We start from the raw sequence: 14102 nt of genomic DNA on the forward strand, positions 1-14102 counted from the left end.
GGGCGCTGTGGAACCGCTGGCGGCTGGGGATCCCGCACGGGTGGGTGACTTCGTGCTACGCGGCCGGCTGGGCGCGGGCGGAATGGGAGAGGTGTTCCTCGGGAGGTCGCCCGGTGGGCGGGCGGCGGCGGTGAAGGTGGTGCACGCGCACCTGGCGCGGCAGCCGGAGTTCCGGCACCGCTTCCGGCGGGAGGTGGACGCCGCGCGGTCGGTCAGCGGCGCGTTCACCGCGCCGGTGATGGCGGCGGGACCGGAGGACGACCGGCCGTGGATCGCCACGCTCTACGTGCCGGGGCCCTCCCTCGCCGACGCGGTGTCCGCGGCCGGCGCGTTCCCGGAGGACTCGGTGTGGCCGCTGGCGGCCGGTCTGGTCGAGGCGCTCCAGGCCATCCACGACATGGGGCTGCTCCACCGCGACCTCACCCCGGCGAACGTGCTGCTGGCCGCGGACGGCCCGCGGGTGATCGACTTCGGGATCTCCCGGGCCATGGACGGCACCGTGCTGACCGGCACCGGCGCGACCATCGGCACGCCCGGCTTCATGTCCCCCGAGCAGGCGCAGGACGGCGACGTCCGGCAGGCGGGCGACGTCTTCTCCTTCGGCGCCGTGCTGGCCTACGCCGCCGCCGGCGTCCCGCCGTTCGGCCACGGCGCGCCGCTGGGTGTCCTGCACCGCGTGGTCACGGCCGAACCGCGGCTGGACGGGGTGCCCGAGCGGGTACGTGCCCTGGTCGCCGCATGCCTGGCCAAGAACCCGGACGACCGGCCCACCCCCGCCGAACTCCTCGGCATGATCGCCGCGGACTGGGACCCGGGCGACGACTTCCCGCACGCCCCGCCGTGGCCCGAGGCCGTGACCGCCCTCATCCGGGCCCGCGCCGCCCCCGGCACCGCGCGCACCACCGAACGCGACGACGCCCCCGGCACCGCGCAGAACACCGAACCCGACGCCGGCCCGCCGCCCGACCACGACGCACCCACGGCCACCGCGCCGCCCCGGTACGTCCCCACGCAGCCCGTGGAGCAGCCGCCGGACCCGGGCGAACCACCCGCCCCCGCGGCCGGCTCCGGTCGCGTACCGAAGGAGGACCGCCCGCGCGCGCTGCGCCGCCGCCACCGGGAGGCGCTCAGGGTCAGGCGGCAGGGCGACTTCGAGGAGGCCGCCCGCCTGCTGGCCGGCGTCGCCGCGGACCGCAGCCGCGTGCAGGGGCCCGACCACATCGACGTCCTCTACACCCGGCAGCACCAGGCGATGGCCCTCGCGGACTCCGGCCGGGAGGCGGAGGCCGAGCGGCTGCTGGCCGAACTCGTCCCGGAGTTCGTACGCCGGGTGGGACCCGACCACCGGAACACCCTGACCACCCGCCGGAGCCACGCCGAGGCCGTCGGCAACGCGGGCCGGCCCGAGGAGGCCGTGCGCCTGCTGGCCGACGTCGTCCCGGACTCCGTACGCCTGCTGGGCCCCGACCACCCCGGCACGCTGCTCGCCCGCCACCTGCACGCCTGCAACCTGGCGGAGACGGGGGAGTACGCGGAGGCCGCGCGCCTGTTCGCCGTCCTGCTCTCCGACCGGGTCCGCGTGCACGGGCCCCGCCATGTCAAAACCCTGGTGGCCCGCATGCTGCACGCGCACTACGTCGGAGAGGCAGGGGACCACGCGGAGGGCGCCCGGCTGCTGGCCGATCTCCTCCCCGACCTGAACCGGGTGCGAGGCCGCGACGACCCCGACACCCTGGCCGCCCGCGGGGCGCATGCCCGCCACATCGGCGAGACGGGAGAGCACGGGCAGGCCGCGCGGCTGTACGCGGAACTGGCCGCCGACCAGGCGCGCGTCCTGGGACCCGACCACGCCGACACCCTGAGGGTGCGCGAGCGCCACGCCTCCCATCTCGGCACCTCCGGGGAGCACCGGGAATCCGCGCGGCTGCACGCCGGGCTGGCCGCCGACCGCGCCCGCGTCCAGGGGCCCGACCACTACGAGACCCTGCTCGCCCGCCACCTGAGCGCCTGGGAGCTGGGCGAGGCGGGGGAGCACGCCGAGGCGGCCCGGCTGCTGGGCGAGCTCGCGGTCGACTGGGCGCGCGTCGTGGGCCCTGACCACCCCGACACCCTCAACGCGCGCGGCAGCCACGCCTTCCACCTCGGTGCGGCGGGGCACCCGGAGGAGGCCGCGCGGCTGGAGGCCGAACTGGCCGCCGACCGCGCCCGCGTCGAGGGAGAGCCCGCGGCCTGACCTCGGCGCCGCGCCCCCCGGCCGGCGGCGGGCGGGACGCGGGTCAGGTCGCCGGCGCCGACGGCCACCAGGGGCTGCGACCGCGGATGCCCGCCTGGGCGCGGGTGACGAGGCCCGGGTAGGACTTGCCCGGATACCAGGGGGTGGTCGGCAGGGCGTCGAAGCCCGGCACCTTCTCCAGGTGACGCACCATCCGCCTGCGCGTCGCCCGGTCGGGCGGCTCGCCGCGCATGGCGCCGACGTTCTCGGTCAGGTGGTCCGGGTTCGACGTGGCCGGCAGCACCGCGGTGACGGCGGGGTGGCCGAGGACCCACTTGAGGAAGAATTGCGCCCAGTTGGCCGCCCCGAACTCCGCCGCGAGGCCCGGCACCTCCCGGCCGCCCACCACGTGGTGCAGCCGCCCCTTCTCCAGCGGCATGTTCACCAGCACCGCGACGCCGGCCGCGGCCGCCGCCGGCAGCACGCGCTCCTCGGCGGCGCGGGTGCGTACGGAGTAGTGCACCTGGACGAAGTCGATGCCGCCGCGCTCGATCCAGTCGGCCAGCACGTCGAAGTACGCCGGCTCGTGGTGGGTGACGCCGATGGCGCCGATGCGGCCCTCGGCCTTCCAGGCGTGCAGCATCGGCAGGACGCAGTCGATGTTCACCAGGCTGTGCACCTGCACGACGTCGAGCGGCCGGCCGCGCGCGAGGCGTTCCATGGAACGCTCCAGGCTGGCCAGCGCGTGCGTCTCGTCCCACAGGAAGTCGCCGGTGGACCAGATCTTGTCGGCCACGAACACCCGGTCCTGGAAGCCGGCGAGGGCCGCGCCGGTGTTCGCCTCGGCGGCGCCGTAGAGCGGGGAGGTGTCGAGCACCCGGCCGCCCGCCTCGTGGAACCGCCGGACCACCTCGGAGATGTGGCCGGTGGGCGCGTCCGGGAGGGTGTCGAAGGTGGTGAAGGTGCCGAGCCCCACGGCCGGCAGCCGCTGCCCGGTGCCGGGCACCGTCCGGGTGATCAGCTCCCGCGGGCCGGGGGCGCCGGGCCGCCCGTGCGCCCCGGCGGGCGAGGCGCCCGCGGCGCCGCCCGCCGCCGCGGCGGCCAGGCCGCCGGTGACCTTGAGCATGCGGCGCCGGGGGCCGCGGTCGTCGTGCTGTCGTCGGTCGTCATGGCCAACTCCCATCGGTGTCCTGGCCGCCGCCCGCAGCACCGGCGAGGACTTCCCCGTCTGGCACAACCCGGTCCCCGGGCTGCGCAACCATCTCGGCGTCCTCACCGACGGCTTCATGCTGCTGCCCCGCTCCGTGGCCGAGCACCTGCTGCCCGGCGCCGCCCGGCTGACTCTCACCGACCCGCTGCCGCCCGTGCCGCTGCAACTGGTCCACCGCGGCACCGCGGACGCCCCGGCCCTCGCGGCGCTCGTCCGCACCGCCCGTCGCCTCGCCGCCGCCGCGGGCTGGCGCGACGGGGCCGGCGCCGGCGCCTGAACCGCCGCGTCAGCTCGACGGGGCGCCCGGGATGCGGCGCCGGGTCTCGGCGAGCAGGTTGCGCATCGCCAGGCGGAACAGCTCCGCCCGGTGCTCGCCGAGGAACGAGGTGTGCCCGAACACCTCCAGCACCACCAGCCCGTGCATGTGTCCCCACGCGCTGAGCAGCAGCGCGACCGCCGCCGGCGGCAGGCCCGCCGGGTCGCCCTGGCGCAGGCCGTCGAGGTGGGCGTGGAGTTCGGGGGAGAGCGCGGGGACCTCGGCGGCGGCGAGTTGCTCCGGCGCGTACCCGCCGAACAGCTCGCGCTCGAAGACGGCGCTCATCCTGCGCACCGCCTGCGTGGTCGGGCCCTCGACGGGGGCCGTGTAGTACCGCAGCGGCGTGCCGTAGATCAGTTGGAAGCGCTCGGGGTTGGCCACCGCCCAGCGGCGGTAGCCCTCGGTCGCGGCCACGAAGCTCGCCCCGTCCCCGTCCCCGTCCCCGTCCCGGGCCGCGCCGTCCGCCGTGTCCGCCGCCCGCTGCACGGCCGCCACCAGGTCGTCGTACGTCTCGGCGATGAGCCTCGTCAGCAGCGCGTCCCGGCTGGGGAAGTAGTGGTACAGCGCCTGCACCGTCATGCCCAGCCCCCGCGCCACCGCGCGCAGCGACAGCGCCGCCGGACCGTACGCGGTGATGTGCGCCTCGGCGGCGTCCACGATCTCCCGGACGGCGACGGCCCGGCGCCGCTCGCGCAGCGACAGCGGGGGAGCGAGGCGTTCGTCGACGGACATCGGGACACTCCCGTGCGGCAGGTCGTCAGAAAAACTTAACACTGCCAAATTCCCCGTCGCCTGGCTAGCGTCGTGCCCCGCCGGACCCCCTCCCCGTCAACCGGAGCCGGTCCCTTGCCTTTTGCAGGACATTTCCCGTTACATGCCTAAAAGGAGACCCTCGTGTTCCACCGCATAGCCGAGCTGGCGATCCGCCGGTCCCGGCTTGTCCTCGCCGTCGCCGCCGTGGCCGTCGTCCTCATGGGCGCCGTCGGCGCCGGCGCGTTCACCCAGCTCAAGGACGGTGGCTACGACGACCCGTCCGCCCAGTCGACCCGGGCCGGCGAGATCATCGACGACAGGTTCGGCGGGGAGACGAACCTCGTTCTGCTCGTACGGGCCGAGCGGGACGGCGCCGACGTCGACGCCCGGCCGGTCGTCGCGGGCGCCCGGGACCTGGTGGCCGGGCTGAAAGCGGACGAGCGGGTCGCGAACGTCGTCTCGTACTGGGACACCGGCAACCCCGCGCTGCGCTCGGAGGACCGCGGCCAGGCCCTGGTCCTCGCGCACGTCAAGGGCGAGGAGAACGAGCGCGCGGAGAACGCCGAGGCCGTCCTCGACGCCTTCACCGGGGAGCGGGCCGGCGGCCTGGACGTCCGGGCCGGCGGCGGCAGCGCCGTGGACACCGAGATGTCGCCGCAGGTGCAGAAGGACCTGGTGCTCGCCGAGGCGATCGCCGTGCCGCTGACGCTGGTGCTGCTGCTGTTCGTCTTCGGCAGCGTGGTCGCGGCGCTGCTGCCGCTGGCCATCGCGCTCATCGCCATCGTGGGCACGTTCGCGCAGCTCTTCGTCCTGGGCAGCGTCACCGACGTCTCCGTCTCCGCGGTCAACCTGACCACCGCCCTGGGCCTGGGCCTCGGCATCGACTACGCGCTGCTGATGGTCAGCCGGTTCCGCGAACAGCTCGGCGCCGGCGCGTCCGTCGCCGACGCCGTCCGTACGACGGTGCACACCGCGGGACGTACCGTCGTGTTCTCCGCCGCCACGGTGGCCGCCGCGCTCGCGGCGCTGATGGTCTTCCCGCAGTACTTCCTGCGCTCCTTCGGCTACGCCGGGGTCGGCGTCGTCGCCATCGCGGCGCTCGGCACGCTGTTCGTGATGCCGGCGCTGCTCGCCGTCCTGGGCCACCGCGTCAACAGCGGCCGGCTGCCGTGGGCGAAGTCCGGGCGCGGGGACTCCCGTTCGCCGCTGTGGGGGCGGCTGGCCCGTACCGTCATGCGGCGGCCCGCGGTCACGGCGCTGCCGGTGCTCGCGGTGCTGCTGCTGGCGGCGAGCCCGCTGCTGGGCATCACGTTCGGCACGCCGGACGAGCGGGTGCTGCCGGAGGACTCCGAGAGCCGGCAGGTCGCCACCGTGCTGCGGGAGGACTTCGCGGGCAGCGACGACGGCGCCGTCCACGTCGTCATCGACGGGGCCGTCGCCGACGCCCCGCTGGCCTCGTACGCGAGCGAACTCTCCGGCCTGGACGGCGTCGTGCGCGTCGAGGCCAGCACCGCGACGTACGCCGCCGGGGAGCCCGCGGGCGCCGGCAGCGCCGCGCTCGGCCGCCCCGACGCGCAGCAGCTCAGCGTGGTCGGCGAGGCGGCACCGAAGTCGGACGCCGGCCAGCAACTGGTCGCCGACGTCCGCGCGGTCGCACCGCCGGAGGGCGCCGAGCCTCAGGTCGGCGGGAGCGCCGCCGCGCTGGTGGACTCCAAGGACTCGCTCGCCGACCGGCTGCCGCTGGCCGTCGCGCTCGTCGTGCTCACCACCTTCGTGCTGCTCTTCCTCTTCACCGGCAGCGTCGTCCAGCCGCTGCGCGCGCTGGTCCTCAACCTGATCAGCCTGGGCGCGACCCTGGGCGTGATGACGTGGATGTTCCAGGACGGCAACCTCTCCTCGGTCTTCGGCTTCACCGCCCAGCCGATGGAGGTGTCGATGACGATGCTGATGTTCTGCATCGCCTTCGGACTGTCCATGGACTACGAGGTGTTCGTCACCAGCCGGATCAAGGAGCTGCACGAGCAGGGCGCGGACCACGCGACCGCCGTGGCCGACGGCCTCGGCCACACCGGACGTATCGTCAGCGCCGCCGCCTGCCTGCTCGCGGTCAGCTTCTTCGCCTTCGGCACCGCCCAGATCAGCTTCATGCAGATGTTCGGCCTGGGCAGCGGCCTGGCCATCCTCATCGACGCGGTGGCCGTACGCGGTGTCCTGGTGCCCGCCGCGATGCGCCTCCTCGGCCGCTCCGCCTGGTACGCCCCGGGCCCCCTGCGCCGGTTCCACCGCCGCTTCGGGCTGAGCGAGGGCGCCGCCGCGCCGACCGCGGTCCCGTCGCCGTCCCGCCTGACTGTCAAGCGATAAGCGACAACTGGTAAAGGGATCGTCAAGAGGTGAGCGGCACGGGATGAGCGCAGCCGAGCGCGCCGGGGCGGACCGCCCCGGCGCGCTCGCGGACGGCATGCCGCTCATCCTGCCGCCCACCTGCGGCGGGAGCCCGCCGACGGTCCGCCGCCGCCGTGCGGCTGCCGGTTCAGCGGCCGGCTCGTGCCCGCAACTGCCTGCGGCCCCCATACATGTCGTTGAAGAATAAATCAGTCCGCTTCGGGCTTTGCCGCCATCCCTCTTACACGAAATCAAGTCATCACCAAGCGGGGCGTTCCATACTGCGGACGCGAGGTGCGAGTCGCTCACACCTCCCTGTCGATCCGCTACGGATCCCGCTGAACCCGTTGCGGGCCGGGGCCAACGGCTCCCGGTCCCGGCCCGCTCCGGTGACCCGCACGGACCGTCCACGGACCGGGTGACACCGCCTCGGGGCCGTCTGGACGCGCCACGACCCTCATCCCCGAACTCCTCCGGCCACATCGCCGTGGCACCGGCGTTCCGGGGCGCACACAGTTCACAGTTCGATGGAGGCAATTTCATGGTGAGTCGGCGCAGGGTGCTCGCTGCCGGTATGGCCACGGCGTGCACGGGGGTGACGGGCGCGGCGTTAGTGCCGCTGGCGACCACACCGGCCGGAGCCGAGCCCTCTGCCGCGGACCCGGCCGGGAACGCCGCGGCACCCGCCGTCACCCCCTTCACCCAGCCCATGCCGCGGCCCACGGTGCTCTCCCCGGTCTCGTCGGCCGGCGGCATCGACGTCTACGTGATGACCATGAAGCCGGCGACCGCGGAGATACTTCCCGGCATCCAGTCCCAGGTGCTCACGTTCAACGGCAACTTCCCCGGCCCGCTGATCAGGGCCCGCCGGGGCCGGCCCGTCGTCATCCAGCAGCGCAACCGGCTCGACGTGCCCGCCTCGGTGCACCTGCACGGCGGGGAGGTGGACCCGCAGCACGACGGCCAGCCGATGGAGACCATCGCCCCGGGCGCGGACCGTACGTACTACTACCCCAACACCCAGCCGCACGCCTCGCTCTGGTACCACGACCACGCCCACCACATCGAGTCCGAGAACGTCTACCGCGGGCTCTCCGGCCAGTACCTCCTCACCGACGAGGTCGAGGAGGCCCTGCCGCTGCCCACCGGGCAGTACGACCTGCCCATCGCCATCCGCGACGCCAACGTGGACGCGACCGGCCTGCACTACACGATGGGCGACCGGCAGCGCTCCACGATGCTCGCCAACGGCAAGGCGTACCCGTACGTCGAGGTCGCCGCCCGCAAGTACCGCATCCGGCTGCTCAACTGCTCCAACCAGCGCTTCATGGAACTGCGCCTGGAAGACGGCAGCGAGATGATCCAGATCGGCTCCGACGGCGGCCTGCTGCCCCGTCCGCACCGCACCGACGCCATCCCGCTCTCCGCCGCCGAGCGCGCCGACGTCGTCATCGACTTCTCCCGCTACGCCGTCGGCAGCAGCGTCGTGCTGAAGAACACCGGCGGCTTCGGCAGCCCCGAACTGGTCGGCCAGGTGCTGCGCTTCGACATCGTCCGCACGGCGAAGGACTCCAGCCGCGTCCCGGACGTGCTGCGCGAACTGCCGCCGCTGCCGCAGCCGACCGCCGAGCGCACCGTGACCCTGCGGATGGACGAGGACGGCCGGCCGCACCCGCAGGCGTACATCGACGAAAAGCTGTACGACCCGGCCCGGGTGGACCAGCAGATCCGGTTCGGCGCCAGCGAGGTCTGGACGGTGCAGAACCTCAACCAGATCGCGTGGCACAACTTCCACATGCACCTGGTCCAGTTCCGCGTCCTGGAGCGCGACGGACAGGCCCCCGGCCCCGCCGAGGCGGGGCTGAAGGACACGGTCAACCTGCGCCCGAACGAGACGATCAAGGTGCAGGCGACGTTCGACACCCACCGGGGCTCGTACGTCTACCACTGCCACATGCTCGACCACTCCGCGATGGGCATGATGGCCACCATGAAGATCGGCTGACCGTGGGCCCGCCGGTGCGCGGCCGGGGTGCGTCCCCGGCCGCGCACCGGTCCCCGGCTCAGGGGGCCCAGGGGTCGGTCACGGCCCAGGTGGTGTCCTCGGTGAAGGTGGCGGGGTCGTCCCAGGGGTGGCCCGCGCCCGGCCGGGCGAGCCACACCTCGGACGTGATGTGCCGTACGAAGCTGCCGGGGAGGTTCGCCGACGACAGCCGCACGCCGCCGCTGCCGGGCGATGGACAGAACGTGGCGTCCTCGCGGAACAGCACCCCGTCGCCCGCCTCGCGGCGCACCCGGTGCTCGCGGTGGCGCAGGTACTCGCCGGGGTAGTTGCGCGACTCGAAGGAGTAGCACAGCGGGTTGCCGAGGCCGCGTACGACCTTCCAGGTGGCGTCCTGCTTGAGCAGGTCGCCGCTGCCCGCGGTGACGACCTCGGTGGTGGCGAGGGCGTCGGTGTGGCGCAGGTAGCGGTCGGTGTGGCCGGGGGTGGTCACCCGCAGCGAGACGTGGCTGCCGACGGGCAGCGTCACCGGCGCCGCCGGGTCGCGGGAGGCGGCGATCAGCGCCTCGTTCGCCGCCCGGACGCGCGCGGCGTCGACCTTCACCACCTGCCGGTCGTACGTGAGCAGCCCGTTGACCTCGTTCTCCAGGTCGGTGGTCTCGGTGTAGACGGACGCCGACAGGCCCGCGGGCAGGGAGTGCTCGCGCTGGATGTCGAGGAGGCCGACGAGGCGGTCGTTGAGCGCGGCCAGGCTCGGCTGGTCCTCGTAGCTGAAGCCGCCGCCCGGGTACCACTCGTGGCCGGGGACCTTGTAGCCGAGGCCGCCGTACTCGCCGAGGACCGCGGCGCGGTCCGCCTCGGGCGGGGTGTTGCCGGGGCCGACGTAGACGTGGTGGTCGACGAGGTCGCCGTTGCCGCCGTCCACGGCGCCGCAGCAGTTGACGCCGCTCATGTTGTCGACCAGCCGGGAGGGGTCGCGGGCCTTGACCTCGTCGGCGATACGGGCCTGGTCGTACTGTCCCCAGCCCTCGTTCTGGTTCACCCAGGTCACCAGCGCGGGGGAGCTGAGGTGCTGGTCGATGACCGCGTCGTACTCGGCCTCCCACTGGACGCGGGCCGCGGCGTCCGGGGTCTTGCCGGTGGCCATCGACGGCATGTCCTGCCAGACCAGCAGGCCGAGCCGGTCGGCCCAGTAGAACCAGCGCTGCGGCTCGACCTTGATGTGCTTGCGGACCATGTTGAAGCCGAGGTCCTTCATCGCCTGGAGGTCGTACTTCAGCGCCTCGTCGGTGGGGGCGGTGTAGATGCCGTCCGGCCAGTAGCCCTGGTCGAGGGTGCCGGTCTGGAAGACGAACTCGCCGTTGAGCACCGGGCGCCGGACCCCGCCGACCTCGGCGAGGCCGACGGAGCGCATGCCCGCGTAGCTGCCGACGGTGTCGACGGGGGTGCCGTCGCCGGCGAGGAGTTCGGCGCGTACCTCGTAGAGGAACGGATCGTCGGGGGACCACAGCCGCGGATCCGGTACGGGTACGGAGAACGCGCCGCCGGCCGGTCCGGTGGCGGTGCCGACCGCGGTGCCGCCGTCGTACACGGTGACGCGCGCGGTGTGGCCGGCGAGGCCGGCGCCGTGGACGGTGACGTCGAGGACGTCGTCGCCGAGGTCGGGCACCAGGTCGAGCCGGGTGACGTGCGCGGGCGCGACGGGCTCCAGCCAGACCGTCTGCCAGATGCCGGAGGCGGCGGTGTAGAAGATGCCGCCGCCGGGATGCGGGACGATGTCGTGGTCGCGGCGCTGCTTGCCGACCGCCTGCCCGCCGGCCTCGGTCGGGTCGTAGACCGAGACGGTGAGGGTGTTCTCGCCGGCGGTCAGCAGGTCGGTGATGTCGCGGCGGAAGGAGTCGAAGCCGCCGCGGTGCGGCTCGCCGGCCGGGCTGCCGTTGACGAAGACGGTCGTCTCCCAGTCGGAGCCGCCGAAGTTGAGCACGACGCGGCGGCCGGACCAGCCGGCGGGGACGGTGAAGGTGCGCTGGTACCAGAGCTTGTCGTGCTCGGTGATCCGGCGCTGGACGCCGGAGAGCGCGGACTCCGCGACGAACGGGACCCGGATCTGCTGGTCGTACGACGACGGCGGCCCGGCGTCGCGGCCGGTGACGGCGAAGTCCCAGATGCCGTTGAGGTTGGCCCAGTCGGGGCGGGTGAGCTGGGGGCGCGGGTACTCCGGGAGCGGGGCGTCGACGGAAACGTCGTCCGTCCACGGGGTGGTCATGGGCGGGGGCTTGGGCGTCCAGTCGGCGGCCGTGGCGCGCTCGGCGGTGAGTCCCGTCCCGAGGAGCGCGGCGACCAGGGCGAAGACGGCGGCGGACGCACGCAGGCGGCGGTGTAACCGGCTCGGGCGCGGGGGGTGTTGGGGGTGTGGGGGAGTGGGCACGGGGATTCCTCTCCGGCTCTACAACGTTATAAAGAATTGCGTCACGTCGTACGACACCACCGTCCGGGCGCGCCGTCCAGACCTCGGGCAGAGGTCATTGACGTAAACATGACATCTTTCCACCGCGGTGCATATGAAGCGATTGGCTACGCTTACGGCGACGGCGGCGCTGGCCGCAGGCTGCCTGGCCGCCGTCCCCGCCCTCACCTCCGCGGCGCCGACCGCACCCGCCGCCGCGCCCTGAGCCACCCAGATCTGCAACGTTTACTGCGACGCCCGCGACCCGGCGAGGACGCCTTGCTCCAGACCGCCCGCCGCCTCGCCGACGCCGCCACCGCACCGTCGCTGCACACCGCCGACGGCCTACTCCGCGACCCGTGCGAGCCGGGCGGCGACTGCGGCGCGGACGGGCCGTCCTTCAAGGGCGCCCACGTCCGCGGCCTGGGCAAGCTCAACGCGGCCCTGCCCGACCACCCGTACACCGGCTACCTCGCACGCCAGGCCGACCGCGCCACGCGGGCGGACACGGCCCGGAGACGGTTCCGCCCCGCCTCACCCGACTGCGGGCGCAGCGCTGGTGCGTCCGGCGCACCTGACCCAGGCTCGGGGCAGGACCCCGGGCGTGCGGCCCGCGGGAGGCGTGTGGCGCGCGGGAACGGAGAGTGGCGGGATGGAGACTGCGCCGGTCCTCGTGGGTGTGGACGGCTCCGCGGCGGGCCTCGACGCGGTCGCCGTCGCCGCCCGCGAGGCGAAGCTGCGCGGGTGCCGGCTGCGGGTCGTCCACGCGTTCCTCTGGCCGGCCTTCGGCGCCTACCCGGGCGCCGCCGCGATGCTCCCGGGGGACACCGCGCTGCGCGAGGAGGCCGAGAAGGTCGTCACCGACGCCGTGGCGCACGCCCGGAAGACGGCGCCCGAGGTGAAGACCGAAGGGGCCGTCGTCACCGGCGAGGTGACGCAGGTCATGGTCGAGGAGACGAAGACCGCGCAGTTGGCGGTGGTCGCCGGCCGGGGGCTGGGCACCTTCACGCGGCTCCTCGTCGGCTCCACCGCGGTCCACCTGTCCGCGTACGGCCACTGCCCCGTGCTGGTCGTACGGGGCGGCGGTACCGGCCCCCGCGGGCCCGTCCTGCTGGCGGTCGACGGCTCCCCGGCCGGGGCCGCCGCCGTCGACTTCGCCTTCGCCGAGGCCGCCCGCCGGAACGCCGGCCTCGTCGCCCTGCACGTGTGGAGCGCCTGGACCCGGCACACCCCGCGCCCGGAGCACCCGGCCCCGCCCGCCGAGGAGGGCGAGCGTGTGCTCGCCGGGGCGCTGGCGGGGGCGGAGGCGACGTACCCGGACGTCCGGGTCGAGCGCACCGCCGTCGAGGGCTCGGTGCGGGAGCTGCTCATCGAGGCGAGCAAGGACGCCGGCCTCCTCGTCACCGGCGCCCGGGGCCGCGGCGGCTTCACCGGGCTGCTCCTCGGCTCGGTCAGCCAGGCACTCCTCCAGCACGCCCGCTGCCCGGTCGCCGTCGTCCGCGGCGCGGAGCGCGTCCCTGACCGACCCTGACCCTCCCCGACCGGCCCTGACCGGCCCCTGACCGGCCCTGACATCCGGCGCACCAACGGCCGAAGGACCTGGAGAAACGATGCACACCTCGCTCACCCCCACCGCACTCGCGGAGCTGCGCGAGCGGCGCCCGTACCCCGCCGTGTCGCTCACCCTGCCCACGCACCGGCGCGCACCCCGCAACGCCCAGGACACCGTGCGGCTGCGCAACGTCCTCGCCGAAGCCGAGCGGCAGCTCGAACACGACCCCGGCGTGACCCGCGCCGCCCGCGAGGAGATCCGCGGGCAGCTCGCCTCGGCGGTCGGCGAGACCGACCTCTCCCTGGCGCTGGACGGCCTCGTCATCCTCGCCACCGTGGGCGAGAACCACGTGTACGCCCTCCCGCGCGCCGTCCCCGAACGGGTCGTACTGGCCGACACGTTCCTCACCCGCAACCTGGTCGCGGCCTATGCGGCGCAGCGCCCGTACTGGGTGCTCTCCCTGGCCGCCGACCGCATCACCCTGTGGAGCGGCACCGGAGAGGACGTCACCGAGTCCACCGCCGGCGGCTTCCCGATGACCAGAACCCCTCAGAACCCGGACGCGGAGCGGGAGGAGCGGATCGGGGACACCCCCAGCACCTTCCGCGACGAGGAGGTCCGCCACTTCCTGCGCGACGCCGACACGGCGCTGCACGGCGTACTCCGGAAGGACCCCCGCCCCCTCTACGCCACCGGCGAGGACGCCGCCCTCGCCCTCCTCGCCGACGCCGGCCCCGCCACCGCGACCGCCGTGCACATCCCCCACGGCGGCCTGGCCCAGGGCCCCCCGGACGCGGTGGCGCGCACCGTCGCCCCGGTCCTGCGGGCCCAGGCGCGCGAGCACGCCGACGCGGCGATCGCGGCCCTGGACGACGCCCGGGGCCTGCGCGCCTTCGCCGGCGGCGTGGACGAGGTGTGGTCGAAGGTCTCCGACGGCCGGGTCCACCGCCTGGTCGTCGAGGAGAACTACCGGATCACCGTACGCTCGGCCGACGACGACCACCTGGTCCCCGCCGGGGACGACGACCCCGGGGCCCGCCACGACATCGTGGACGAGATCGTGGAGCGGGCCCTCGACACCGGCGCGGAGGTCACCTTCGTCCCCGACGACGCCCTCGCGGACCACGGCCGCATCGCCGCGGTGCTGCGCTACTGAACGCGGGCGGTCGAACGCCGGGCGATGACTTTCGGGTGCCGGTGCCGTCGTAAAGGATGACCGCAAGCGGCGC

The 14102-nt window shown here is 74.4% G+C and carries 9 protein-coding genes; 6 read left to right on the forward strand and 3 right to left on the reverse strand.

Features of this window, described 5'->3' with window-relative positions:
* Nucleotides 1-40 precede the first annotated feature (40 nt).
* Nucleotides 41-2233, forward strand: a complete 2193-nt coding sequence (locus QBL21_RS10880) for a protein kinase domain-containing protein (RefSeq protein WP_407561909.1) — start codon at nt 41-43, stop codon at nt 2231-2233.
* 43 nt (nt 2234-2276) lie between these two features.
* On the opposite strand, the gene QBL21_RS10885 is transcribed toward QBL21_RS10880, so the two are convergent.
* Nucleotides 2277-3338, reverse strand: a complete 1062-nt coding sequence (locus tag QBL21_RS10885; RefSeq protein ID WP_407561910.1) for an aldo/keto reductase — start codon at nt 3336-3338, stop codon at nt 2277-2279.
* Between QBL21_RS10885 and QBL21_RS10890 the strand changes: the two genes are divergently transcribed.
* Complete coding sequence (locus QBL21_RS10890; RefSeq protein WP_407561911.1) at nt 3337-3699, forward strand: hypothetical protein; 363 nt, start codon at nt 3337-3339, stop codon at nt 3697-3699. The genes QBL21_RS10885 and QBL21_RS10890 overlap by 2 nt on opposite strands.
* Before the next feature lie 9 nt (nt 3700-3708).
* Here QBL21_RS10890 and QBL21_RS10895 read toward each other — a convergent pair whose 3' ends face one another.
* Nucleotides 3709-4470 (reverse strand): TetR/AcrR family transcriptional regulator, encoded by a 762-nt coding sequence (locus tag QBL21_RS10895; protein ID WP_407561912.1) that lies wholly within the window; start codon nt 4468-4470, stop codon nt 3709-3711.
* Nucleotides 4471-4632: 162 nt separating this feature from the next.
* On the opposite strand from QBL21_RS10895, the gene QBL21_RS10900 reads away from it, so the two are divergent.
* Nucleotides 4633-6852 carry an MMPL family transporter gene (locus tag QBL21_RS10900; protein ID WP_407561913.1) on the forward strand — a complete coding sequence of 740 codons (2220 nt, stop codon included), beginning with the start codon at nt 4633-4635 and terminating at the stop codon, nt 6850-6852.
* Between the two features lie 562 nt (nt 6853-7414).
* The gene (locus tag QBL21_RS10905) at nt 7415-8878 is read left to right on the forward strand and encodes a multicopper oxidase family protein (protein WP_407561915.1); all 1464 of its coding nucleotides are present in this window, start codon (nt 7415-7417) and stop codon (nt 8876-8878) included.
* Between the two features lie 58 nt (nt 8879-8936).
* Here the strand turns inward: QBL21_RS10905 and QBL21_RS10910 are convergent, their stop codons facing one another.
* Nucleotides 8937-11246 carry an AbfB domain-containing protein gene (locus QBL21_RS10910; RefSeq protein WP_407566377.1) on the reverse strand — a complete coding sequence of 770 codons (2310 nt, stop codon included), beginning with the start codon at nt 11244-11246 and terminating at the stop codon, nt 8937-8939.
* Nucleotides 11247-11973: 727 nt separating this feature from the next.
* On the opposite strand from QBL21_RS10910, the gene QBL21_RS10915 reads away from it, so the two are divergent.
* Nucleotides 11974-12852, forward strand: a complete 879-nt coding sequence (locus QBL21_RS10915; protein ID WP_407561916.1) for a universal stress protein — start codon at nt 11974-11976, stop codon at nt 12850-12852.
* A 79-nt stretch (nt 12853-12931) separates the two neighbouring features.
* Nucleotides 12932-14029, forward strand: coding sequence for a chemotaxis protein (locus tag QBL21_RS10920; protein ID WP_407561917.1), 1098 nt, complete (start codon nt 12932-12934; stop codon nt 14027-14029).
* Nucleotides 14030-14102 lie beyond the last annotated feature (73 nt).

Source organism: Streptomyces sp. 184, assembly GCF_045781775.1.
GTDB lineage: Bacteria > Actinomycetota > Actinomycetes > Streptomycetales > Streptomycetaceae > Streptomyces.